The sequence below is a fragment of the Streptomyces sp. NBC_00775 genome (assembly GCF_036347135.1).
Classification (GTDB): Bacteria; Actinomycetota; Actinomycetes; order Streptomycetales; family Streptomycetaceae; genus Streptomyces; species Streptomyces lutosisoli.
The window spans coordinates 177,914-199,721 of the sequence record NZ_CP108938.1 but is presented as its reverse complement, the minus strand read 5'-3'; the positions used below and the strand labels follow the sequence as shown (position 1 = coordinate 199,721).

Sequence of the window (21,808 nt, the reverse complement as noted above, 5' to 3'; positions counted from 1 at the left end):
GTGTTGGGAGGGCTCCCTGCGCGGCGTTTCAGCACGCCTGCAACGTGAGGAACTCCGCGTGGAGGAGAGTAACGCGAAACGCTGGGCGAAACACCTGACCCGCGTGGAATGGTGGCCTAGGAGCGCCATCTGTCACCTGCGGAAATGGACTGACCAGCATGGACAAGATGTCCAGCGGCAGTTTCTGCAGGGCGCGGCGTCCAAGCTCGGCAGCGGCGCAGTGACGCTGATCATCCTGTGGTGGGAGACCCGCCGCTGAGCCCGACGGAGCCCACCTAGTCAGACCGGCGCCTCAGCCGTGAGAGCATCCCTCGGCCTGGACCGTGGTCTATCGCCCGGTGCGCAGAAAGTCGCGCCGGGCGGTGACAAGGTCGCGCCACCGCTCCCGGGTGGCCTGTTCTCCGTCGAGCCATTGTGGTGCGGTGTGTTCGGCGGGGAGCGGAAGGCCGGCCATGAAGTGCGCGATGTCGATGTAGTAGGTGTAGTCCCCGTTCTGGGTCCGTTCGCGCAGTCCGGCGCCGGGTCCTCAAAGCCGGCTGGCACAGGCCCGCCCTGAGCAATCACCCGGAAGCCGTCGTGGCGCTGGAGGTTGCCGTCGGCCGTGAACCGGAGCTGTTGCCGTAGGGAGCGCTCACCGAGGTAACCCGGACTGCCACCCGGCGACTCGCGCTGCCTCGGACTGGAGAAGTCTCCGGAAACCTGCCGAAAAGGATCACCGGAGTTCACGCGGTGGATCGAGGGTGACTGCTCAGGTGCTTGATTACGTGTGAGCGGGCGGCAGCCAGACGTTTCCAGCGACGCGGTCGCGCAGGACGGTTATGGGGTTGAGGCCGTGCTTGCGGGCTGTGAAGATGGCCGCGGTGCTGGCAACGGTTCCCGGATGGCCGGCCCAATATCCTGCGCGAAGTATGGACTGGAGGTTCCGGTCGGCGGCGGAGTCCCAACACTAATGATCACCAGAGTCACCAGGGAGCCCGCAGCATGACCAGCACCACGGAGGCCCTTGGCGGGTCGGCTGCAGTCGACGATGCAGCACGACGTGTCACGCGCCCGTTCTACGTATACGCCGTGCTCTCCAACACGCTGTTCCAGCGCGGCGTATTCGTCATCTTCCTTTATCAGCGCGGCTTCTCCGCCGGGCAAGTGGCCCTACTGCAGACACTGCTCTACCTGGTCAGCGGACTTGCGGAGTTGCCGACGGGAGTCATCGCCGACCGAATCGGCAGGCGTGCCAGCATCGTGATCGGCCAGGTGCTGATAGCTGGATGTCTGCTCGGTCAGGTGGCGTTCTCCAACTACTGGGTGTTCCTGGCGCTGTTCATCGGGCAGGGTGTGGGCATGGCATGTGTGTCCGGTTCGGACACCGCCCTGCTGTACGACCTGCTCGTGCGTCGTGGTGCAACGGCCAGCTACGTCAAGATCAAGTCCCGGTTCACCATGCTCGGGACGGTCACCTCGGGAGCCGCCATCGTCCTCGGCGGCCAACTGCAGCAGATTTCCTGGGGAGTCGTCTACGTCGGTTCGGCGGCGTGCCTCGTCCTGGCCGTGGTGGTGCTGATGTCACGGGTGCCCGAGATCCGCGGCGCGGACGCGGTGGACGAGCAGGACGGAGCCGAGGAGGAGCACGGCGACGTCACAGCATGGCGGGCGATGCTTCGGGTCGCCACGCCGGCGCTCGTGACGCTTGTCGTGGTGTCCGGATTGATGCATGCGACTTTGACGCCGTACATCATTTTTACGCAGAAGACCCTCTCCGATCAGGGAGCGGGCACCGCATTGGTCAGCGTGGTCATATCGGCGGGATTCTTCACTGGCGGGCTCACTCCGCTGCTGTCGGACCGCGCGAACCGGCGCATCGGGTATCGGGTCATCGTCCCGGTGTCCCTCCTGACGCTCTCCGCGGCACTCGGCCTGAGCGGCCTCGGCCTTGTCTGGGTCACCATCGCCGCGTTCCTGGCCCTGGTCGGGGTTCCCGAGATCACCGCCGTGATCGTGGACAACGTGTTCAACGAGGCCGTGCCGTCGCGCCACCGGGCGAGCCTGCTGTCGATGATCGCATTCGTGGAGTCGGCGCTCATCGGCATCGGCTATCTCGTCCTCGGCGCGCTCATGGACGGGCTGGGCTCCAGTGTGGGTATGGCCACCTACGCCGCGGTCCCCCTGCTGGCATGTCTCCTGTGGCTCCCGGTGCTCTTCCGAGGGGTACGGGTGACCACCGAGATCGAGAAACCCGCCGACCAAAAGGCATCCTGAAACAGACCATCTCGAGCAACCCCCTCCCTGATGGCAGGGCGTTGCTCGTTGACATGTCGCTCCCAGTCGGCGACGGAGCAGATGCACGTGGAGCCCCTGGTAGGACGGTTCTCACCGCAAGATCGTCCGCTGAACCAGAGGCTTCACGTTGGTCATCTATGCTGCCGCGCTCGATGTCCCGCGCCACATCGTGGTGCACCTCTCCCGGTTGCACTACCTCACGCGCAGCGATCACGCCCGCGCTGCTGCCCGGGATGCGGGTCTGACCGTCACGGATCGCACGGTCAGGGCGTGGCTGGATGGCAGGCGGAGTCCGTCGGGGAAGAACCTCGACAGGATCGAGGCCGCGTACCGTACTGTGCGGCGCCACAATGTGGCCCGGTACTTGCTTGCGCGTCTCAATCGTGAGGGCCGTGGCTCTGTCGGTGAGTCGTAGTGTCGTTTGTCGTTGAGCGCGGATGTCACCGTTGTTCCGGCAAGAGCGATGTCGCCGTGTTTTAGGGGCAGTTGGGGCCTTGTGGTGGGACGATGGCTGTGCTTCTCCCGCTGGGGGCACCGATGCGCCTGTCGAAAACCAAGGCCGATCTGTACGCGGCGATCCGCCGGGACCACCGCGCCGGGATGTCGATGCGCGCTCTGCAGCGCAAGTATGGGGTGACCTGGCAGACGGTCCGCAGGGCACTGGACCTGGTCTGGCCTGAGCCGCGCAAGAAGCTGCCCCCGCGTCCGACCAGGTTGGATCCCTACAAGCCGGTGATCGACGAGATGCTCCGCAGGGATCTGGACGCTCCGCCGAAGCAGCGGCACACCGCCAAGCGGGTTTTCGACCGGCTGCTGGACGAGTACGCCGCGATGGGGATCTCGTATCAGATGGTCCGCGGCTACATCGCCACGCGTCGTGGGGAGATCCGTCAGGAGGCGGGGCGGGGGCCGGCGGAGGTGTTCGTGCCGCAGACCCATCTGCCGGGCACCGAGGCAGAGGTGGACTTCGGTGACGTGCACATAGTGCTCGCTGGCGTGGTGACCCGGTGCCATCTGTTCTCCTTCCGGCTGTCGTATTCGGGCAAGGCGGTCCACCGGGTGTTCGCGTCCTGCGGCCAGGAGGCGTTCTTCGAGGGCCACGTTCACGCGCTGTCCGTGCTGGGCGGCGCCCCTCGCGGCAAAGTCCGCTAGGACAACCTGAAAGCCGCGGTCGCCCAGGTGCTCGGGTTCGCCCGGCACCGCCAGGAGAGCGAGCGGTGGACCGCGTTTCGCACGCACTGGGGCATCGAGAGCTTCTACTGCAGGCCAGGACTCGAAGGCGCCCACGAGAAGGGCGGCGTCGAGGGGCAGATCGGGTACTTCCGGCGCAACCACTTCGTCCCCGTTCCCGAGGTTGCCTCGCTGGCCGAGCTCAACGAGATGGTCGACCTGTGGGACCTTCAGGACGAGGGCCGAAGAATCCGCTCGCGGGCGAGGACGGTGGGTGAGTACTTCGCCGTCGAGGCGCCGATGCTGAAGCCGTTGCTGACCGAGCTGTTCGAGACCGGCCGGCTCTTCACGCCGCGGGTCGACCGCTACAGCCAGATCGCCGTGCAGACGAACCGCTACTCGGTGCCGGTCCGGCTGATCGGCAGGACGGTCCGGGTGATGCTGCACGCCAACCACCTCATCGTCTATGACCGGGGCCAGGAGGTCGCCCGCCACGAGCGGCTGAGCACGAAGGCCGGCTCACGCCTGGAGCTGGACCACTACCTGGAGGCGCTGATCCGCAAGCCCGGCGCCTTCCCCGGTGCCACAGCTGTCGAACAGGCCAAGTCCGCGGGCAAGTTCACGCCGGTCCACGACGACTGGTGGACGGCCGCCCGGGCGGCCCACGGCGACAAGGACGGCACCAAGGCCCTGATCGAGGTCCTCCTGCTGGGGCGTCACATGAGCCACGAACACATCGTCGCCGGGATGGCGACGGCCCTGCGGGCGGGCGCGTTGACCGCGGACGCGGTCGCTCTGGAGGCCCGCAAGGCCGCTGAGGCCGACGAACTGGCGGCCTCCGTCCCCGCTCATGCTGCTTTGCCCGAGCCGCCTGAGCGACAGCGGGCGACGGTCGCCTTCCTGTCCGACTGGCGGATGTCCCATCTGCCGGCCGACACCCGGCCGCTGCCCTCGGTGGCCCCCTACGACCAGCTGTTACGACACCGCCGACAAGGCGGTGCCCCTGCCACCGAGGGAGAAGTGACGTGAGTGCCCAACGCCATCACGGCCTGACCGAACAAGCCGCCGACACTGCCATCGACCAGGCATGCCGGATGCTGCGGCTGCCCACCATCCGGGGCCAGTTCCCCGACCTCGCCGAGGCCGCGAAGCGCGATCAGATGTCCTACAAGGGCTTCCTCGCCGAACTGCTGCTGGCCGAGTGCGACGACCGGGCCCGCCGCCGCTCGGAACGGCGGATCAAGGCCGCCGCGTTCCCGCGCGAGAAGTCACTGCGGGCGTTCGACTTCGACGCCAACCCCAACGTCGACGCCGCCAGGATCAACACCCTCGCGACCTGCGAGTGGGTCAGGAAGGGACAGCCCCTCTGCCTGATCGGCGACTCGGGCACCGGCAAATCGCACCTGCTGATCGCGCTGGGCACGGAGGCCGCGATGAAGGGCTACCGCGTCCGTTACACCCTCGCCACGAAACTGGTGAACGAACTCGTCGAGGCCGCCGACGAGCGGCTCCTGAGCAAGACGATCGCACGCTACGGACGCGTCGATCTCCTCTGTATTGACGAATTAGGGTATATGGAGCTTGATCGCAGGGGTGCCGAGCTGCTGTTCCAGGTCCTGACCGAACGCGAAGAGAAGAACAGCGTCGCCATCGCCTCCAACGAGAGCTTCGGCGGATGGACCAAGACATTCACCGATCCGCGGCTCTGCACGGCCATCGTCGACCGCCTCACCTTCGATGCGGCCATCCTCGAAACCGGCACGGACTCCTACCGCCTCGCCCAGACCAAAGCCCGAGCCGAACAAGCCGCCACAGTCTGACCCCGCCCCGGCGCTTCGCGCCGAGGAATGCTCTCGAACGACCGGCCGATGAAAATGGGCTGCCCTCCGATCCGTGCGCTTGGGGCGAGGCGAGCACGAAGGAAGATCGCTACGCTGCATGGGTGCTCTCATACGACGAGTTGACTTCACCGGAGCGTGAGCTGTGGGACGCGTTCCCCGAGGGACGCCGCGTGGACCTGCGCACGGGTGTGCCCGAGGATGACCGTGTCGACGGAGGCGGGCAGTGGGGCCCCGGGCGGACGGTGCGGGCAACCGTGATCGTGGCACTCCTCCTGGGCACAAATACCGCGCGACCGGGCGCCGTGGCGTGTCTGAGGCTTGCCGGGGCGCGGATATCCGGACACTTCAACCTGGCCGGCGCGCAGGTCGCTCACGCCCTCTGGCTCGAGGACTGCTGGGTCGAGGAGGGCGTGGACCTCTCCGGTGCGTCGACCCAGTCGATTGCGATTGTGGGCAGCCGAGTGCCGGGCGTGGAAGCCGGCATGATCCGTATCGACGGGCGCCTCGACCTGCGGCGCTCTCGCCTGGAAAGCGGCTCTGCCTCACCCTTCCACCGCAGGGTCACCGCCTTGTCGCTCATCAACGCCACCGTGAGCGGCGCCGTAAACCTCAACGGCGCCGAGATCACCGCACCCGAGGAATGGGCGGTGTCCGCTGGCGGACTGGTAGCGGAGGGCGGCGTCTACTGCGCGGACGGATTCATCGCGCACGGTGAAGTCCGCCTTATGGGGGCGCAGTTGCCAGGCGGACTGCACATGCGGGGCGCACTACTGGAACGCCCCGGTCGGCGCGGGGTCGCGCTCGCCCTGGACAACGCCGTGGCCTCGACGCTCGACTTCTCCGACGGGTTCACCGCGAACGGGACCGTGCGGCTGCGAGGTGCTCGGATCTCGGACAACCTGACCTTTGAAGGAGCGGTCCTGAACGGGCCGCCTGACGGCCACGGCCCGTCATTGACAGCCCTGCTGATGCAGGCTGTCGACTTCGACTTCACCCTCGCCCGGCAACCGTCCGGCACCGTGGACCTGCGTGGCGCACAGGTGTCCTACGTCCACGACAGCGAGCAGAGCTGGCCGGACGTCGTGGAGTTGGAGGGCTTTGTCTATGGCTCTATCAAGAAGGTGGAGTCCGGCGAGCGGCGGGAGGCGGTGGGCCGGTGGGACTCCGTGGCCCGCCGCGTGGCGTGGATACGGCGCAGCTCGGGCTACAGCCCGCAGCCGTATGAGCAGTTGGCGAGCTGGTACCGGACGATCGGCCACGACGACGACGCACGCCGGGTGCTCCTGGCCAAGCAGCGCCACCGGCGCTGCACCCTGTCCCTGCCCACGCGTACTTGGGGGCACTTGCTCGACGTGACCGTTGGCTATGGCTACCGCCCCTGGCTGGCCGGCGTCTGGCTCTTGGCACTGACCCTGCTGGGCACTCTGGTCTTCGGCGCGCACTCTCCGACCCCGGTGAAGCAGGGCGAAGGCGCTCCGTTCCAGCCTCTCGTCTACACGCTCGACCTTTTGATCCCCATCGGCGGTTTGGGCCAGCGCACGGCCTGGTACTGGACGGACGGCAGCCTCCAATGGCTGGCTTATCTCCTGATCGCCTTGGGATGGGTGCTGACGACCGCTGTCATCGCGGGTGTCACCCGCACGGTGCAGAGGAACTAGCGCTCGCCAGGCTGAACATGAATTGCCTGAGGCAGACATGCCCGCGCGCCCGAGCGACATCGAAACTCGCCGACATTCAGAGGCTCACAGGCCCTCGGATGACATCCGAACTCATCGACAAACGACACTCGTTAAGAGCTACGCAGCCAGGGCCGTGGCACCTGTGTGGAGTTCCATCCGCTGAACCAGTCCCGGGTTCCGAGGCCGCGTCAGCGGGTGATCGAGTACCGCACGCTCAATGTCCGTCACTGGGACCGCATTGTGCAGGCCTGGGTCGAGGACGACGACGAAGCGCTCGATGATGCCTGGGTCAATGATGTGGTGGTCGACTTGGGCTCTCAGTGGGGCGAGTACGAGTATGTGACCAACGTCGGGTTTGCGGCCTGATCCCCTTGTAGACCGTATGAAGCGGCCGTTCTGAGGTGTGTCTGAGGACGGTTGTCGCGCCGAAGGCCGATGCCCCGAAGGGAAGTTGACATGGGTTGCCCACCGGTGAGCACGGTGGCGGGTACTGAAATTGAATGCGTGATGTCGGGCCCGTGCGGTTGAGTGCTTGGGTCGGGGAGTGCCGCTCTCAGATCCGCTTGGAAGACGGGCGAGAGTGGTAGTCCGCGAGGCGATCGTCGGTCCACGCGGCATGGCGCCTGCGGAGCTCAGCCGCAGTCAGGTCGGTGCGACCGAGATCGTGGTAGTTCGGGAGCCAAGTCTCCACAGAGTGGTGCGAGTTGGTGAGGGCGAACAAGTCCCACAGCGCCATAGCGGGCACTGCCTGGCCGGCAGTCTCCTCGTACGCGGCCAGGAATGTCTCAGCTGTGACCGGGCCGTGCAGCAGGGCGAGGTCGAGTCGACACCAGCTCACGTCGAAGCCGCGCGGTGCCAACGATGCCCCTGACCAGTCGACGATGCCGGTGAGTTCGTCCTCCTGCCACAGGACGTTGCCCGACCAGTAGTCGTAATGAGTCAGGACCGGCGCTTCTTCGGCGAGACGATGACCATGGGACGCCAGGATCGTTGAGGCGGGAGCGGCGGCACTGGCACAGGCGGACGAGACCGTTGCGGCTTCCATTCCGTCGCGCAATCCGGTGAGCTCAGCGAGCGGGACATCGTGGAGACGGGCCAGGGTGCGCCCCAGTTGGACCGCTGCCACGTCGGGGGATGCTGATGTGATGTCCGAGCGGCCGGAGAGACGGGTGATCAAGGTTGCAGGTTCGCTGAAGCGCTCTCCGTCGGGGTCGGCGCCCAGAAGCCGAGGAGCCCAGCCACCCAGTCCGTCAAGCGCCGCCAATACGCGTGCTTCCCGAGCGGCAGCGCGGTCACCAGGCGGAAAGCGACGCAGGACCATCTCCCCCGCCGGGTCCACGGTTTCCAACAGATGAGTGGCGGCGTGAGTGCCGCCGACCAGTCGCTGTACGGTGCGCACGGAGGCATTGGGGCCAGCGATTTCGGCCGCCCAGGTGAGGGCAGCGGCAGGCGGTTGCGACTTGATCACCAAGCCAGTGTGCACGGCCGCCGTCGTGCGGGGCCACCGGTTTCTGCTCGCGCTCAGGACGCGATGCGGGCGCGACGGAGTACTACTGAATCTTGAATTCGTGATGTCGGTCAGGCGTTGATGGTCAGGCCGGTGCCGGCGAGGCAGCCGTCGACCAGGTCGGGGTGGTACTGGATCTGCTTGAGCTTGCGTTTGACGGCTCGGGTGATCTGGGAGAGGTCGGCGGCCGCGATGTTGCCGAGCTCGCGCTTGACCAGTGACCAGATGCCCTCCTGGGGTTTGAGGTCGGGTGCGTAGGTGGGCAGCTGGAAGACGGTCAGCCAGTCGGCGTTCTTCTCGATGAACTCTCGCACGCCGTAGGTGAGGTGCAGGCGGACGTTGTCCCAGACCAGGACGATCGGCCCGCCCAGCTGGATCCGGGCCAGGACGAGCAGGCGGCAGAAGTCCTTCCATCCGAAGCCCTTCGGCTCGTCCTTGCGGCCCGGTACTCCCGCAGCCCATAGATCAGCCGCGACCTGGAGCCGGGCTCGAAGCAGCACATGCCCACCATGGACAGACGGCCGGATCCCCGGCCGCGGACCCTGACCACCGGCGTGCGGCCGACCCGGCCCCAGGTCCTGGCCCTCGGCGGCGTCATCGACTGCCCGGCCTCATCCTCGAAGGCGATCCACGTACCCCGGGCCGCGGCCTCTCTTTTACCCGGGGTTAGACCTCCTTCTTCCACAGCTCGACCGCCTCGTCGTCTCGCTCGATCGCCCGCCGGCACGGCTGCTGCCAGGACCAGCCGTGCCGCTTCAGCAGCAGCCACGTGTCCTCGACCGTGTACGAGACGCGAAACAGCCTGCCGATCAGCGTCCCGATCCTCGCAGCGTCCACCGCTGATCCGGCCAGCCAAGCGCGAGCGGGCCACGCTCCAGCTCCCGCTCCAGACGCTCCAACTGGGCCAGCCCCAGCCTCGGGGGTCGGCCCGGTGACCCCTTCGACAGGATCCCGCCCGCGCCCCGCTCCCGCCAGGACTTCCGCCAGCGCTCCACTGACCGCTCCGACACCCGTAACGCGGCGGCGACTCCTTGTTCCTCTCCCCGCGCTCGAAGCGGTCCACGGCCTGAAGCCGAATGCGCTCCCGCGCGGCCCTCCCGGCGTCGGTCAGCCCGCCGCCCTGCGCGTACCTCACCCACACAGACCTACCGAACCCGACCCTCAACTGTCAGGCCGATGACCCGACATCACCAATCAAGTTCAGTAGTGCCGCAATTACCGGGAGGCACCGGATGTTTTCCGAGCGTACTTCGGTCGGTCTGGATGTCCACGCACGCACCGACGAGTCCATACGCTGCTGCCCACTTGACAAAAACGCCTACATATCAGGGCCTCGGATTTCGTGTCGGAATCTCATTGTCGGTGTCGGTGTCGGTGTCGGTGTCGGTGTCGGTGTCGGAGTCGGATCCGACGCGGGGCTGAGATCCGCAGGTCGCTGCCGTATCTCGTCTGAGTGAAGCCTTTGCGGGTGTGCTCCCGTCGGCGTGTCGGCGTGTCGGAGGGAGCACCGTGCTGTTGAGGGCAGGCCTGTCCTGTCGCTTTGAAGCTGTCGGATTGTCGTCGCGTTACGTGCTGGGCGGCTGGCCGGTGTCGTCGAAAGTCGGTCGATCGCGGCGTCTTGACCTGCGGTGATTAAGTTCGATGACATAGCGTCCGAGTGTCGCGCGATGGGGCCGGACTGTTCCGAACTGCTGCGAACACGATTCCCGTGCGGACGGCCTGCCTGTTGTGGCGGCGCCGCCGAAAAGGGCTCCGCGGTCACCCTGGGATTCGTCAGGGCTGGGCTGAGTGCTGTGGGGTCACAGGCTGTGGGCGATGGGGTGCAGGGGTTCGTACAGCGGGAGTTCGGCGCCGCTGGGGAGCCGGATCGCAGTCAGTTTGCCCCAGCGCTGTTCGCTGATCGGGCGGGTGATCTCGACGCCCCGCGCGTGGAACTCGCCGAGCTGGGAATCAAGGTCGTCGCACATCAGGAAGAACTCGTGCTGGGGCGGGCCGTCGGTCGGGTGCACGGCGATCTCGGCTGGGGGCAGCTTGAAGATGAGCCAGCCGCCGCCCGCGTCGACGCCGGGAAAGCCGAGGACGTCACGGATGAAGGCGCGGTCGGCCTCGGCGTCCTGGCTGTAGAGGATGACATGTGCACCGCTGATCATGGCTGGCTCCTGCCCGTCGACGTGCCGGCGGTCGTGTCCCTGGCATCCTGGCACGCTCGGATCCAAGAAGACCTTCGGCTGCATTCGACGACACGACGACTGAGTGGGGGTGTCCTTTTCTTGGAAGACTCTTTTCTTGGGTCTTCCACGATTTTCGTAGGCGTTGATCGACCTGGGTCCGGCAGTCGGTTGAACAGGATGCGCTGGCGGAGGAGTGCGTGTCGGGCGCGTCCGTAGGTCTGGCGTTTGAGCAGTTTGATCTTGTTGTTGGCGCTTTCGGTCCGGTCGTTGTGGTGGAGCGTGCTCGGGGCGGCATCGAGGGCGGCGCGGTCCCGTTCGAGGCTGTTCGTGAAGGAGTGGAGGAAGGGCAGGCCGGCCGAGCGGACGTGAACGATCCAGCTGGTGGGGGCTTCATCATTGCCGTCGGCCGGGGCCGGCGGGTCGGCGGAGGCAGGGATCTGGGTTGCGAGGGCTGTCATTTCCGGGCAGGCGCTGGCGACTTGGCCGAGCAGGGCGTGCTGGTCGGTTTTTTTGTGTGTGGCGAAGCCGTGGGTGCTGCCGTGTCTTCGTCTGCGGGGTGCGGTGTCGCGCCGTTTCCGGGGTGCCGGCCGCCGTGGTGTGGGCGTCGCTGCGGGCGGGGGAGTTGTGTGGCGTGCCGGGTTGCGGTGGGGCCGGGGTGACGACTCCGGGGGTTGGTTGCCAGCTTGGTGGGGTTGGGTGAGGGTGGTCGTCCGTGTTCGGGCTGGCTTCAGGGACGTGGCGGACAGTTTGAGGCGTACTGCCACCGGGCGATGCTGGACGCGGTGCGCTACCTGGTCGACAACGGAACCAAGTGGCGGGCCGTCCCTGCGGACTTCCCGCGGACCGGGTCTACGCCCTCTTCCACCGCTGGCGCGACTCACGAGTTCCGGGGCGATCGTCTTCACCGCGGCGCGGGCGGTGGGAGCCGGCGAGGGCCGGTTCATTCAGGTCTGGCGAGAGCCGGCCGGAGCGGCCGCGGGCTCTGGGCCGGGCTGCTCCGCACGGTGGTGTCGGTGGGGATGATGATCGCAGGCCCGGCGGTCTCAGCCTGCTCGCCGTACCCTGCGCAGTGCTGGAGGACCGGGACGGCTCCGCGGGATCGAGGTTCCTTCGTCTCATTCGCCTGGCGTGTTGTGTCGCAGGACCTCTCGGGCCAGCTTCTCCGCTCGCTCGGCGTTGGACATGACGTGAGACTGCTTCCTGGGCCACCATGTCAGTTCCACGAGTAGGAACGCGACGACCAGCCACGACACCAGTGCGTCCCGGGTCGATCCCGTGAACGTGTCGCTCAGCGCGAGGGCTACAGCCAGTCCGGCGAAGAGCAGGAGTACCCATCGGAAAACTCGGTCTTTTTCTCGGGCTGTGCGCAGCGCGCTGCTGTAGTCGATTACGGCGGGCGCCAGTCTGGCGTCACCGATGTCCTCACCGCGTCGGGTGGCACGGACTACCGCCGTCCGGTCGGCGGAGTCCAGGTCTCTGGCTCCGGGCCAGGCCCGGTTCATCCGACGGGCCACCCTGATTCCGTAGAAGGGGCTGAGGAACAGGGCCGCCAGAGCCGCGCCTACCCACGATCCCGACTCGGCGACCACGAATGCACCGAAGAAGACACCGGCCGCAAGGCCGATGCTCACGGCGCGGCGTACCGTTCCGCCGCGCCATGCCCAGCCCGGGATCATCACCACAGGATCATGCTGGCAGGCATCGGTATGGGGAGCAATCGGCCAGACCGGCGTCGCCGGGCACACGGAGGTTCACGCGGGAATCTCCCCGCAGCTGAGCGGGATTTCCACACAGCGGGAGCCATGCCTCGGTAAATCAATATTTTCCATTGGTTCATCCTTTTTGGTGTGTGCCTGCTTTTTCTGGGGTGAGGGCTGACTTCGAGCGGTCCTGGCATCGGATGTGTGCGACATCCCGCGAGTTCCTCTGAGCCTTACTGAGCCCTTGTCCTCGTGGCCAGGGCGTTCTGTCTCCTTGAGGTGTTCTTCGAGCTGGTGACGTAACTTCAGGATTCTGAAGCGTTCTCACTTCATCCGATCGATCTGTGATCAGGGTGAAGGCGAGGAGGCTCGGGTTGGCGCTGGCAGCCGTACGCGACCGGCGCGAGTTCCGCGATCCGGTCTCGGCGGAGGAACTGGAACAGTTCGAGACCGATGTGCTCGCCGGGTTCGTCCTCGCGCGGGCTTCGGTGGGGCTTGCTGACGGCACCATCCGCGGGGACGTCGGGCACCTGGACCAGATGCGGGCCTGGTTCGGCTGGCCGACCGCTGTGGGATGTGGAGTTGACTGACGCCGACGGGTACTTCGGGAAGGTGCTGCGGGGTTCGCCGAGCGGCACCCGGCTGGCCCGCGCGCAGAGCCCAGTGTGCGGCGCGGGCCCGTGCTCGGCTGCCCGGTTGCTGGGAGAGGACTGCGGCATCCAGCAGCTGTGCCTCCGCATGCGGGTGCTTGCCCACTGCGCGGCGCAGCCAGCCGGCGTGTTCCAGTTCCTGCCACAGCTCGCTGCGGCCGCGCAGCCGCATGCCGCGCAACAGGCCGTCAAGTCCTGCGGATGGCGTCTCAGGGAATTGAGGCCGCGCTCGCGGCGCGGCTCCCTTGATCTCATTGGGCGTAGTGCAGCCAGCGCTGGAGGGTGTTGTTGACGTCTGCCGGCAGGGCGCTGAGCTGGTCGATGACGGCGCGGTCTTCGGGCATCGGGGGGATGCCGGCGGCGGTGAGTGCCGCGTGCAGGGCGAGGCGTTGCTGGTCGTGTGGGGTGAGGGTGTAGCTGAGGCGGTGGGCGGGGTTGGGCGGCGGCAGGAAGTAGTCGATGTCATCGCGGGGCTGGGCGGGAGTCGGCCAGGCATTGTCGCTGGGATGTGCGGCGTATGGGTCGACGACGGCGAACGAACTGAGGCTCTCGTTGCTCCAGGGGGTCATCTCTGTCTCCTCACCGGCGAATTGCGGATTACAGGTCCAGAGCGCCGCAAGGGCCGCTTCGGTTGCGGCCGCGACCGTACGTCACGCTGATGGCGTCATCGGCGGCTGATCACCTGGTGTGACCAATAGATGGCGGCCGACACCGCCCAGCCCGCATCGGCCGCCGGCCAGCCCGGCCGGGGCCTGCCCTACCCGCGTTGCAGCCCAGCTCCTCGACTACGGGCCCGAGTGGCTGCGCCTGGTCGCCGCTGCTGGCGAGCAACTGCTGCTCGACCAGGCACCCCACCTGCCCCCTAAAGCGCGTTGCGGAAGGCCCTGACCTGCCAGATCACGGCCTTCTGCAACGCGCTTCAGGCCGCCTCGGCGAACCCGGGGACATCGCCGGCATTGTCGCCTTCCTCGCCTCGGACCGCAGCCGCTGGATCACCGGCCAGACGCTCCACGCCGGCGGCGGTCGCTTCTGACCCCAGCCGCAGTCAACGGAGTACACGCCGCCAATATCTGGGTGAGCGCGAGGGGCCGAGGCGGTTGCACATACAGCAAGGTGTGTCGTGGCACGATGGCGGCGGCCATGCCGGACGGCACACAGCTGACTGTCAGTGGGGCCACCGCGGAGGACGACTGGGTTCGCGGTCGAGAAGCGCCCCTTGCTGGATCGCCCTACGGCGCTGCCTGCCGGCCGTAGTTCAGTGAGCCTTTTCAGCGCTGCCGCTCCAGGGTGAGGACGGCAGCGGCGATTGACGACATTCGATTCGGACTACAGCGCGCGTGGTGGAAGATCCGCCAGGACTTCAGGCGGGCCACGCCCCGCTCGACCGGTGCCCGTACTGCCGCGAGCGCGCGGTTGACGGTGCGCTGGGTTGGTGACAGGTCGCGACCGGGTGGGCGTCTGACCGGTGTGGTGACTCACGGTCCGGCGCCGATGGAGGCGCGGTCGGCAGGGAGCGGGACGCTTTGGCGTTCGCAGAACCGGATGATCCGGTGGGTGGGGGCCGCGGTCAGGTCATGGGTCCGGCCCGGCAGGGCGGGCGAGATCCACAGCAGGCGTCCGGCCAGATCGGTGACCACCTGGACGTTCACGCCGTGGCGGCGGTGCTTGGCGGAGTAGTCCGCGCGGCCGTCGCCGAGGCGGTTGCATGCGGTGAGGGTGCCGTCGAGCAGGACGAAGTCCGGGTCGGCTTCACGCAGGACTTTGAGCTGGCCAGGTGCCCGCACCGTGAGCAGGTCGACCAGGGTGCGGGTGTAGGCGTGGGCGGTGCCCACCGAGATGCCGAAGCCGGCGGCGATCTGCGCGAGGGTGTCCTGCTTGCGCAGGTACATCAGGGCGACCAGCGCGGTGGTGCGGTGGGAGCTTGCAGCGGCGGTCACCCTCACGGGTGACGGTGAGCATGGTGACCCATTCAACCAGCGTGTGCGGCAGGTCGAGTGCGGCAGGATGGGGAACCAATGAGGCTCCTGTGCCGACGGGTTGAGACTTCGAACACGTCCCCCAACGGCACAGGAGTCTCGTGCGTTGCGGGTCCCGCCGCCGTTGTGCCGAGGTTCGGTAGTTGTCACCGGCGTAGCCGGATGACGTGGTGATGGGGACTGGTCGAAGCAGTCCGGCTGGCATCAGTGAGGCGAACGGCTTGTCACACACCCTGACGCGGCGGCACTTCTGCCACCGACTGCGGAGCGTGTGTGACAGGCCCGACAGCTCATTGGATCAGGTCGGTGTGCGGATGCTCGGGAGAGGTCGGGCAGACGTAGAGCTGCATGTTGTCGGTGCTGCCTACTTCTACCTTAGTCGGCTGCGCGGGGTCCTGGCCGGCGTAGTGACTGTCGGCGTAGGCGGCGGCTCGGTCTTCGTACGGCGCCCAGCCGCGTAGGTCACCACCGTCCCATTCGAAGGAGGCGATGGTCAGCAGCGGGACCATCTGCACGTCGCACACACCGCAGTACCGGGGGTTGGGGTCGGTGCGGCCCCACGGAGGCCAGCCACCGACCTTCCAGCCGGGAGAGTCAGCCAGATTGCCGTTGTAGAACTCCGCCGGATACTCCGCGTACGAGCTGTCCACGCCGGCGCCGGCTGCCTGCCATCTGCTCCAGTCTTCCACCGTCAGCCGCATCTCCGGGCTCAGATCGAGGCTGTTGGGATACTCGGTGATCGCTTCTGGTGCCAGCAGACACGGCTCCGGCACATATCCCCACCAGTTCACCTCACACGGTTCCGGCGGTGCGACGAGGACGTCGCCGACCTCCGCGGCGGACCGCCAGAACAGTGCGGTCGACGGCTTGTGACCCGGATTGTGGTCGTAGGGGCACCAGAGGACCTGGAGCAGATCGGCCTGTCCGGGCGGCCGCAACAGGGGTATGTCGCGCAGATACAGCTGTGCCACGGGCAGCATGGGGACCGGGCACTCCGCGGGCCACGGAGGGCCTGCGTCGAGTCGCTCCGCGAGCATCGCGGCGTTCCGTTCCTTGATCGCCTCCTCCTCGGGTGTGAACGCGGGACCATGGGGATCACGGAGCTGCCGGGCCACCCTGCGTCTGGTCAGCCGCACTTCTGCCGGCGACTCGCGGAATCCGCTGTCCACGTGCGTGCCTTCGCAGTGCGGCCACGGCTCCTCAGCCGGCCACAGCAACGGCCCCCCGACCGAGCTCTCCCTTGTCGAAGGCGACCCGGGACGAGGATGCAGCCGGATCGCAGGACGCGCTAACGGAGCCAGCTCAGGAAAGACCGCGGTCACGTCCACGGGCCGCGGGGGAGTAGTACGTACGAAAACCATACCGGTGATCCTGCCACCAGCCACTGACAACCCCTGGCCGCCTCAACCGGCGTCGGTGTCATCGGTGTTCAGCTGGTCAAGTCCAGCGCATGCAGCTCGGCCACAGCGACAGCAAGCCTGCCTATGTGACAACTGGCGTGCATCGGCTCAGCCGTCACTCGATCAGTGGCCACTCTGAAAAAGCCCAGTGAATACGGCAAGAATCCGAAGGTCGTGGTCTGCCTCATCGGGAAGACGGGCTTCCAAGAGCGCGTGCTTCGTACATGGACGGCGCAGGACGAGAGGACGCCGTAGAAATCGTCTTCAAAGGCCAGGTCCAGAGCAGGATTGAGGCGATGGTGACGGCGGCTTGGCAAGACTCTCGGGCCTTGTCATAGCGGGTGGCCAGCCCGCGCCACTGCTTGAGACGGTTGAAGCAGCGCTCGGCGACGTTGCGACGGCGGTAGGCCGCTGATGAGATCACGGAAGCCGTGGCCAAGCTGTTCTGGCCCAGAGAAGGGGAAAGTATGACCAGGTCCGTCGCCCAGGCCATATGGACATTCACCTTGGACGAGGACGAGGACTGGGTCCCCGTCAGGGAGCCCGCTGGAGACGAGAACCTCCGGCGGGCAGTGGAGACTCTGCTCATGGGCATCGCCTCGGCCGGGGCTGCGGAGACGTACCTGGCAGCCTGGCGCGCCGACTCGCAGCGCTGGGGGTCGGGGTTCAGTCTGGGGACCGCCTCTGCAGCGGCCCATCGCGTTAGCTCCGAACTCGTCAGGCTCCTCGATCTGTACGGGCAGTTCGAGGACTGCGACATCGCGGCCGACGAGTTCGAAGCGATGCTCCAGGACTACGTGGCGGCGGCGCGAACCGCCGAGTCCTAGAGATCGCCTTCAAGGGTCAGATCCAGAGCAGGATTGAGGCAACGGTGACGGCAGCTTGGTAAGGAGCCGTGTCGTATCTCTTTCCGCAGGCCAGCATGGTTGTGGGAGGGGCCTGTTGAGGCTTGGCGTTCGGTTCGGCGTCCGTGGGACGTCGACTCCGCGAAAGTGTCACAACAAGTCGGGTGCACTCGCCTGGGCGGGATCAGGGGATTCCGGGTGGCCTGGACCGCCGGTCGGGGCGGCGGCGCGCAGTGCTGCTTCGACCCGGCGGTTGCTGGTCATGGTCGCCGTGACGGCGGTCATGGTGAGGAGGAGGCCGGCGGCGGTGTAGAGCGGGGTGCGGATGTCGTAGGTGGTGGCCAGCCAGCCGCCGAGGAAGGCCCCGATGGGGGCGGCGCACATGGCGAGCATGCGGGAGGTGGAGGCGACCCGGCCCATGAGGTGGGCGGGGACGATCGCCTGGCGGAGGGAGGGCCCGAGCACCATCGTGGCGCCCATGCCGGCCCCGCAGACGGCGAGCGCCAGCCCGGCCACGTACGGGTTCGGGGCAACGGCAAGCCCCAGGATGGCAAGCCCTTCGACAGCGGCCGTGCAGGTCAGTGCGGTGCCGGTGCCGAGTCGTCGGCCAAGGTAGGAGGCGATGCCCGCGCCGAGCAGGCCGCCGGTGGCCTCCGCCGTGAGGAGCAGGCCGAAGCCGTAGGTGTCGATGCCGAGGCGGTCGTGCGCGAAGAGGGCGAGGACGGTCTCCACGGCGAGGAAGGCGATGTTCCCGACCGCCGGGCGGAGCGCGAGCCCGAGCAGCACCCGGTCCCGGAAGACGTACGAGGCGCCGGCCCGCGCCTGCCGCAGCAGCGACTCGCGGGTCTCCGGTACGGGCCGGGGTGCGGCGGGCAGCGACCGTACGAGCAGTGCGGAGAGCGCGAACGACACCGCGTCGGCGAGCAGCGGAACCGCCCGCCCGAGCGCGAGCAGGGCACTGCCCGCGGGCGGCCCCGCGAAGCCGGACGCGGCGGTCTGGGTGCCGCGCAGGCGGGAGTTGGCGCGCTCCAGGAGCGCGGGGTCGCGGCCGAGCAGATCCGGCAGATAGGCCGTGGCGGCCGTGTCGAAGAAGAGTCCGCCGAGGCCGAGCAGGAAGGCGACGGCCGCGAGCAGTGGAATGCTCAGCACGTCGAGCGCGGCCGCCGCCGCGGGTATCGCGAGCAGCACCGCACGCGCCGCGTCCATGACCCACATCGTGCGCCGGCGGTCCCAGCGGTCCACCAGCGCACCGCCGAGCACCCCGAAGAGCAGCCACGGCAGCGTTCCGGTAGCCGTGACGACGGCGAGCGCCATCGGATCCCGCGTCAACGTCAACGCGAGCAGCGGCAGCGCGGCATGCGACACTCCGTCCCCGAGCGAGGAGATCGTCTGCGCAGTCCACAGCCTCCCGAACCCGGTCGGCAACTTCCGGACGTCTGAGGTCACTTGGCGTCCCCTTCGGCCTGCTCGCGCGGTGTCGGGTGGAACAGTGCGAAGAGCAGTGACGCGTCCGGCAGCGACGGATCGGACAGCTCCCGGTACTCGTCGGCCAGTGCCTGCAGCCGCGCCCCCAGCTGCGTGAACTGCTCCTCGGTGAGCCGCAGATGCGCCATCCGTACGTGCCGTTCGCTATCCACCGGCGCCGCCTCCAGGTCTGCCACCGCATGCCGCATCAGCACATCCGGCTGCCCCGCTCCGGGATCCGGCAGCACGATCGCCCGCGCGGCCATGGCGTAGTACCGCTCGGTGACCCCCCGCACTTTCCGCGTTCGTACCACCTTCACCAGGCCGGCCTGCTCGAGGAGCCGCACGTGATAGCTGGAACTGCCCTTCGCGAGGCCCACCTGGGCGGCGATCTGCGTAATCGTCGCCGGCTCGAAGCGGAGCACGGCCATGATCCGGTGGCGCGTGAGGTTGGAGACGGCGCGCAGCTGCGCGTCAGTGGTGACGTGGAACGTCTCGGGAAGATCATCGGTAGGCATACGAGCAATGGTCAACGATCCTTGACCATTGGGCAAGGGGATTTCGCGCGGGCCGTCGTCGCCGGCCCGCCCTCGACATGGAGCTCGGGCGAGGTCGAGCAACACAGCACCGGAGCGAAGCTGATCAAACGGACGGGCTACGGCCGCGCCGGCTTCGGTCTCCTCCGCAGACGCATCCTGACCAGGGCCCGACCGGTTCCCTCACGTGATGAGCGACAGAGCCGACGAACGTGCTCAGTCATAGATGTGCTGAGGCGGCACGCGGCGTGGCAGTGGCAGACGCCATTCGCCCAGCCGGGCGACGAGGATCCGGCGGGCCACAGTTCGTACCTCACTCCAGGCCGTATAGGCAGTCAGTGCATCGGCCCACCGGTCGGCCGGGCCGCGGACGTCCATCTCGCCGAAGGACCGGTCGATGGTCTTGAGGCCCTGGAGGGCTTGGGGTTCGAGAGTGCCCCGCTCAGCCATTCCTTCGGCCAGATGCAGGATGAAAGCGGCGTCGTCGGCGACGGCGGCAGTCCTCACGTGGTGCTCGCCGGCCCAGGCCAGCTGATCAGAAGGATCAGCAGCAAGGACGGCCAGCAACCTCGCTATCCAGCGCTGCCAGTAGTCGTTGTCGTCGAGGCTCATGCGAGCAGGGTCGCACCGGACCCGTTCGGCCCACCAGCCTGGACCAGTTCAGCCCACCAGGCTGGGCACGTTCATCGGATCCGTTACAAGATCAGCGACAGAGCCGCCGAACGTGCCCAACATGCCTGCCGCTTTGGGCTGGTGCGGTCGCCGGGGCCACCCGCTTCGTCAGGATGCGGTACAGGCGTCGCCGTCAGTGTCCGTGAACAGACCCCCGGCCTTCGCGCCGCCCTGTGCCGCCGGTGACCGCACGGGGCGACATCTGCCGCTCATCGTGGAGCCGGGCAATGGGAGCGGGCTGCTTCCGGGCCACCCCGCTCTTCGCTCTTTGATTTCAGCATGATCTAGTGCGGAACCCCGGGCGTTCACGCCCGGGAGGAAGCGCTTCTTAACGCTGCTCTGACCCGCGCGGGTGCACGGTTCTGCGCTATTGGCCTCAGCCGGGACGTTTCTGGTTCTCGATGTACTCCTTGATGACGGTGAGCGGGGCGCCGCCCCCGCAGGACCCTCGGCTGGCAGACCCCCGCAGACCCCTTCGCTGAGCTCGCCGCAACACGATGATCGCTGGAATCCGCCCTTCCGACGCGGCCTGGTCATCGCAACAACCCCGAGGGTCAGGTGTTGCAACCACCTCTAGAACCCAAGCGTTCAGCCGGGGCCAGAGGAACTGTTCACAGCCACTCGGGCGCTTGGCGGGAAGAGGAGCGGGCTGCCACTCTGGGGGCGCCGGCTCAATTTGCGGGGTGCGACAGGGGGGGAAGCGTGCTGCAGCGGATCGGGCTCTACTACCCGTACGTCAATTTCAGGGACGAGCAGTGGCTGAAGACGGCCGCGCTCTACTGGCCTCAGCTGGCCCGGATCGTTCCCGACCGCTTCCCGGTGACCGATTCGGACACCGCCCGCGCGCTCACGGCAGAACTCGACTTCGTCGTTCCCGTCGAGCCCTCCTCGTCCGCGCTGGGAGTCTCGTCCGTCTTCCTCGACGTCATCGCGGCTCACGCGGACGATCTGAGACAACGCTACGGATGGGCGGTCGCGGAACCGCAACCACCTGGACGGGCTTACCTTCACTGGGGCGAGGTCGCCCCGGACGTGCGGGAGGCCCTGTTCGGCACCGGCTTGGCCGTGCCTTCCCGGGGAACACGTTTCTCGGAGCCGGGCGTAGACGACTGGGTGGGCATGGATCCGGCGCTCGTGTGGGTCTACAAGTGCGCGCTGTCCGAGGAGGTCGCCCGCCGGGGCGACTTCGTCCCCACCACCGACCAGGCCGCAGCCCACGCGGCATCCCACGGCTGGGACGCCGAGCGCGTCACAGATGCGCTGCTGGACAGACCGAGCGTGCTGAGGGAACCGAGGGAAGCACCTTCCAGCGATCTCACGGACGCTATGGGAATGCTGGCGGTGCGCATTGTCGTGCCCGAGGACCTCGATGCGGTCCCGGTAGGGAAGATCGTCGAACTGCGCCGCCGCCACAAGGACGAGTTCGACACCTTCAACAGGGAAGTCACCGCCGCTGCCGCCGATCTCCGCGAGCATCTGGCCGATGTGACTCTGCCGACCTCCATCGACCGCTATGTCTCCATGGAGGTCGGGCGCAGATTCGAACGTCCCCTGGAGGAGCTGCGGCGAGCCATGCGAGGGCTCGGCATCGACACCGCGTTCAGCGCCGCGAATCTGAAGTTCGCGGTCCCGGCCACGCTGGCGGGCATGGCGGGCGGCGTGTACGCCGGCCCACTGGTCAGCACTGCCACCGGCGTCACCTTCGCCCTGGCCGGCCTGGCTCGGACGGTGACCGGCGAACGCCAGGCACTCCGCGCCTCCTCGCCCTCCGCGTACCTGCTATCAGTGGAGAAGGGGCTGGAGACCCGGTCCCTCGTCCGCCGAGTCTGCCGCCGGATCCCCGGTGCGGGCGGCGACATCGCCTGAGGACACTCCGCCTCCCACCCTGCCCTGTTCTACTCGCCTCCGTGCCCTCGGCGCCGC

General features: G+C 67.6%; 17 protein-coding genes and 7 pseudogenes. 12 read left to right on the top strand and 12 right to left on the bottom strand.

Translation table 11 applies throughout. The annotated features are described in order from the left end of the window. Window positions 1-58: 58 nt before the first annotated feature. The 7 genes and pseudogenes from OIC96_RS00990 to OIC96_RS00960 all read left to right on the top strand — a co-directional run. A complete protein-coding gene (locus OIC96_RS00990) occupies window positions 59-259 on the top strand; it encodes a hypothetical protein (protein WP_330309789.1) in 201 nt (66 codons plus the stop codon). Between the two features lie 722 nt (window positions 260-981). Next, window positions 982-2,253 carry an MFS transporter gene (locus OIC96_RS00985; RefSeq protein ID WP_330309790.1) on the top strand — a complete coding sequence of 424 codons (1,272 nt, stop codon included), beginning with the start codon at window positions 982-984 and terminating at the stop codon, window positions 2,251-2,253. Window positions 2,254-2,452: 199 nt separating this feature from the next. Continuing rightward, window positions 2,453-2,674: pseudogene (locus tag OIC96_RS00980) on the top strand (transcriptional regulator); the annotation flags it as partial. 137 nt (window positions 2,675-2,811) lie between these two features. After that, window positions 2,812-4,473: pseudogene (gene istA, locus OIC96_RS00975) on the top strand (IS21 family transposase). Then, window positions 4,470-5,264 carry an IS21-like element helper ATPase IstB gene (gene istB / locus OIC96_RS00970; protein WP_330309791.1) on the top strand — a complete coding sequence of 265 codons (795 nt, stop codon included), beginning with the start codon at window positions 4,470-4,472 and terminating at the stop codon, window positions 5,262-5,264. The pseudogene istA and the gene istB overlap by 4 nt, the downstream one beginning before the upstream one ends. Before the next feature lie 122 nt (window positions 5,265-5,386). Beyond that, the gene (locus OIC96_RS00965; RefSeq protein WP_330309792.1) at window positions 5,387-6,943 is read left to right on the top strand and encodes an oxidoreductase; all 1,557 of its coding nucleotides are present in this window, start codon (window positions 5,387-5,389) and stop codon (window positions 6,941-6,943) included. Between the two features lie 138 nt (window positions 6,944-7,081). Continuing rightward, window positions 7,082-7,330: pseudogene (locus OIC96_RS00960) on the top strand (transcriptional regulator); the annotation flags it as partial. Window positions 7,331-7,517: 187 nt separating this feature from the next. Here the strand turns inward: OIC96_RS00960 and OIC96_RS00955 are convergent. The 4 genes and pseudogenes from OIC96_RS00955 to OIC96_RS49745 all read right to left on the bottom strand — a co-directional run bounded on the left by OIC96_RS00955 (window position 7,518) and on the right by OIC96_RS49745 (window position 11,100). Next, the gene (locus OIC96_RS00955) at window positions 7,518-8,432 is read right to left on the bottom strand and encodes a phosphotransferase family protein (RefSeq protein ID WP_330309793.1); all 915 of its coding nucleotides are present in this window, start codon (window positions 8,430-8,432) and stop codon (window positions 7,518-7,520) included. Between the two features lie 110 nt (window positions 8,433-8,542). Continuing rightward, window positions 8,543-9,606: pseudogene (locus OIC96_RS49750) on the bottom strand (IS630 family transposase). 664 nt (window positions 9,607-10,270) lie between these two features. Next, window positions 10,271-10,621, bottom strand: coding sequence for a VOC family protein (locus OIC96_RS00935; protein WP_330309797.1), 351 nt, complete (start codon window positions 10,619-10,621; stop codon window positions 10,271-10,273). After that, complete coding sequence (locus OIC96_RS49745) at window positions 10,618-11,100, bottom strand: transposase (protein WP_406501212.1); 483 nt, start codon at window positions 11,098-11,100, stop codon at window positions 10,618-10,620. The genes OIC96_RS00935 and OIC96_RS49745 overlap by 4 nt, the downstream gene beginning before the upstream one ends. Window positions 11,101-11,376: 276 nt before the next feature. On the opposite strand from OIC96_RS49745, the pseudogene OIC96_RS00930 reads away from it, so the two are divergent. Beyond that, window positions 11,377-11,481, top strand: a pseudogene (locus OIC96_RS00930) (IS5 family transposase); the annotation flags it as partial. 276 nt (window positions 11,482-11,757) lie between these two features. Here OIC96_RS00930 and OIC96_RS00925 read toward each other — a convergent pair. Beyond that, the gene (locus tag OIC96_RS00925) at window positions 11,758-12,273 is read right to left on the bottom strand and encodes a hypothetical protein (protein ID WP_330310441.1); all 516 of its coding nucleotides are present in this window, start codon (window positions 12,271-12,273) and stop codon (window positions 11,758-11,760) included. A gap of 443 nt (window positions 12,274-12,716) precedes the next feature. On the opposite strand from OIC96_RS00925, the gene OIC96_RS00920 reads away from it, so the two are divergent. Then, window positions 12,717-12,932 carry a hypothetical protein gene (locus OIC96_RS00920; RefSeq protein ID WP_330309798.1) on the top strand — a complete coding sequence of 72 codons (216 nt, stop codon included), beginning with the start codon at window positions 12,717-12,719 and terminating at the stop codon, window positions 12,930-12,932. A gap of 311 nt (window positions 12,933-13,243) precedes the next feature. On the opposite strand, the gene OIC96_RS00915 is transcribed toward OIC96_RS00920, so the two are convergent. Beyond that, entirely contained in the window at window positions 13,244-13,561 is a 318-nt protein-coding gene (locus tag OIC96_RS00915) for a hypothetical protein (protein ID WP_330309799.1), read from the bottom strand. A gap of 197 nt (window positions 13,562-13,758) precedes the next feature. Between OIC96_RS00915 and OIC96_RS49740 the strand changes: the two genes are divergently transcribed. After that, window positions 13,759-14,025, top strand: coding sequence for an SDR family oxidoreductase (locus tag OIC96_RS49740; protein WP_406501211.1), 267 nt, complete (start codon window positions 13,759-13,761; stop codon window positions 14,023-14,025). A 235-nt stretch (window positions 14,026-14,260) separates the two neighbouring features. On the opposite strand, the pseudogene OIC96_RS00905 reads toward OIC96_RS49740, so the two are convergent. The 3 genes and pseudogenes from OIC96_RS00905 to OIC96_RS49735 form a co-directional block, all read right to left on the bottom strand. Further along, window positions 14,261-15,008: pseudogene (locus OIC96_RS00905) on the bottom strand (transposase family protein). Window positions 15,009-15,258: 250 nt separating this feature from the next. Continuing rightward, window positions 15,259-16,329, bottom strand: coding sequence for a hypothetical protein (locus tag OIC96_RS00900; protein ID WP_330309800.1), 1,071 nt, complete (start codon window positions 16,327-16,329; stop codon window positions 15,259-15,261). Window positions 16,330-16,645: 316 nt separating this feature from the next. Next, window positions 16,646-16,789 (bottom strand): annotated as a pseudogene (locus OIC96_RS49735) (IS5/IS1182 family transposase); the annotation flags it as partial. 46 nt (window positions 16,790-16,835) lie between these two features. Between OIC96_RS49735 and OIC96_RS00890 the strand changes: the two are divergent. Beyond that, entirely contained in the window at window positions 16,836-17,195 is a 360-nt protein-coding gene (locus OIC96_RS00890; protein WP_330309801.1) for a hypothetical protein, read from the top strand. 168 nt (window positions 17,196-17,363) lie between these two features. On the opposite strand, the gene OIC96_RS00885 is transcribed toward OIC96_RS00890, so the two are convergent. The 3 genes from OIC96_RS00885 to OIC96_RS00875 all read right to left on the bottom strand — a co-directional run bounded on the left by OIC96_RS00885 (window position 17,364) and on the right by OIC96_RS00875 (window position 19,825). Beyond that, window positions 17,364-18,659, bottom strand: a complete 1,296-nt coding sequence (locus OIC96_RS00885; protein ID WP_330309802.1) for an MFS transporter — start codon at window positions 18,657-18,659, stop codon at window positions 17,364-17,366. Beyond that, the gene (locus OIC96_RS00880) at window positions 18,656-19,195 is read right to left on the bottom strand and encodes an ArsR/SmtB family transcription factor (protein ID WP_330309803.1); all 540 of its coding nucleotides are present in this window, start codon (window positions 19,193-19,195) and stop codon (window positions 18,656-18,658) included. The genes OIC96_RS00885 and OIC96_RS00880 overlap by 4 nt, the downstream gene beginning before the upstream one ends. A 234-nt stretch (window positions 19,196-19,429) precedes the next feature. Continuing rightward, window positions 19,430-19,825: a hypothetical protein gene (locus OIC96_RS00875; protein WP_330309804.1), complete on the bottom strand. Its 396-nt coding sequence runs from the start codon at window positions 19,823-19,825 to the stop codon at window positions 19,430-19,432. 762 nt (window positions 19,826-20,587) lie between these two features. On the opposite strand from OIC96_RS00875, the gene OIC96_RS00870 reads away from it, so the two are divergent. Then, window positions 20,588-21,751 (top strand): DUF6236 family protein, encoded by a 1,164-nt coding sequence (locus OIC96_RS00870; protein WP_330309805.1) that lies wholly within the window; start codon window positions 20,588-20,590, stop codon window positions 21,749-21,751. Window positions 21,752-21,808: the final 57 nt, after the last annotated feature.

Bases quoted from the DNA above. Each gene is read 5' to 3' on its own strand.
- OIC96_RS00985 (WP_330309790.1), top strand. From the start codon at position 982: ATGACCAGCACCACGGAGGCCCTTGGCGGGTCGGCTGCAGTCGACGAT.
- OIC96_RS00935 (WP_330309797.1), bottom strand. From the start codon at position 10,621: ATGATCAGCGGTGCACATGTCATCCTCTACAGCCAGGACGCCGAGGCC.
- OIC96_RS49745 (WP_406501212.1), bottom strand. From the start codon at position 11,100: ATGACAGCCCTCGCAACCCAGATCCCTGCCTCCGCCGACCCGCCGGCC.
- OIC96_RS00915 (WP_330309799.1), bottom strand. From the start codon at position 13,561: ATGACCCCCTGGAGCAACGAGAGCCTCAGTTCGTTCGCCGTCGTCGAC.
- OIC96_RS00900 (WP_330309800.1), bottom strand. From the start codon at position 16,329: ATGGTTTTCGTACGTACTACTCCCCCGCGGCCCGTGGACGTGACCGCG.
- OIC96_RS00890 (WP_330309801.1), top strand. From the start codon at position 16,836: ATGACCAGGTCCGTCGCCCAGGCCATATGGACATTCACCTTGGACGAG.
- OIC96_RS00880 (WP_330309803.1), bottom strand. From the start codon at position 19,195: ATGCCTACCGATGATCTTCCCGAGACGTTCCACGTCACCACTGACGCG.
- OIC96_RS00875 (WP_330309804.1), bottom strand. From the start codon at position 19,825: ATGAGCCTCGACGACAACGACTACTGGCAGCGCTGGATAGCGAGGTTG.